Annotated in this window: 1 protein-coding gene; it reads right to left on the minus strand. The window is 64.6% G+C overall.

Annotated features, from left to right (window positions below):
* Window positions 1–22: 22 nt before the first annotated feature.
* Window positions 23–1260, minus strand: a protein-coding gene (locus GQR16_RS19540) for an IS3 family transposase (RefSeq protein WP_157416846.1) whose coding sequence is annotated in 2 segments (ribosomal slippage) — window positions 23–975 and window positions 975–1260 — 1239 coding nt in all. Because the reading frame shifts where the segments join, the coding sequence is not laid out codon by codon here.
* Between the last annotated feature and the right edge of the window lie 48 nt (window positions 1261–1308).

Here is a 1308-nt window from a genome sequence, read left to right on the forward strand (position 1 = left end):
TGAATCGGCCTGACTTTCGTTCCTATCGGTTTGCTTGTCCGGCAGGTGCCGGTTGGGCTGATTCCAGGTCAGCGTAGTACTCCTGCTCGACCTCGATCGGGGTACGCATGTCGAGCTCGCCGTGCAGCCTCTGGTTGTTCCACCACCACACGTACTCGAGGGTCGCGAGCTCGACTTGCTCGACGGTCCGCCACGGCCCGCGCTGGCGGATCAGTTCGGTCTTATAGAGGTTGTTGATCGCCTCCGCCAAGGCGTTGTCGAAGCTGTCGCCGACCGTTCCAGTGGACGGGATGGCGCCGAGTTCGACGACGCGGTCGGTGTAGACCATGGCCATGTAGTTCGATCCGTGGTCCGAGTGATGCGTCAGTCCGGTCAGGTCGCCGCCGGCATCCCACGCGGCCATATCGAGGGCCTGCATGGGCAGAATCTCGGCCTTCAACGTCGCGGCGACATTCCAACCGACGATCCGCCGCGAGTAGACATCGGTCACGAACGCGACGTACGCGAAGCCGGACCACGTCGCGACATAGGTGACGTCACACACCCACAGCCGCCTCGGTGCGTCGGCGGTGAACCGTCGGTTGACGAGATCCCTCGGCAACGCCGTCCTCGTGTCGGACTTCGTCGTGAACGCTCTCTTGGACTTCTTCACCCCACGTACTCCCGCCAGTCGCATAAGCCGTTCGGTCTGGTCGCGGCCGATGTCCCACCCTTGGCGGCGCATCAACGCGTGCATCTTCCGGCGGCCGTAGACGCCGTAGTTCTCCGCGTGCAGCCGTGCGACCTCGGGCGCGAGCAGGTCGTCGCGCAGCTGCCGGGCCGATGGTGCGCGGCCGACGGCAGCGCGATAGCCGCGGGCGGTGAGGAACCCCGTGACTGCCGGTCTGAGGACACGGCAGATGAGCTCGACCCCGAAACGATCCCGGTGCTCGTCGATGAACCGGATCATCTCAGTCAGGGCCGGTCGAGCTCCTTCGCGAAAAACACGCTCGCAGCCTTGAGGATCTCGTTCGCCTTCCGCAGCTCGGCGTTCTCCTTCCGCAACCGCTTGATCTCAGCCCCCGCGTCCGTCGTCAGCCCTGGCTTCACCCCGGCATCGACCTCGTACCGGCGCTGCCAGAGCCGCAACGTCTCGGCGCTCATCCCGAGCAGCCCAGCCACGTGCCGGACTGCGCTCATCAGGTTCGGGTGCTCAGGTCGAGCCTCAGCGAGCATCCGCAACGCCCGCTCACGCATCTCCGGCGAGTATTTCCTGTTCATCGAGTTCCATCCTTGCTTGAAGAACGGAACGAAAGTCAGGCCGATTCA

Source organism: Agromyces allii, assembly GCF_009749385.1.
Classification (GTDB): domain Bacteria; phylum Actinomycetota; class Actinomycetes; order Actinomycetales; family Microbacteriaceae; genus Agromyces; species Agromyces allii.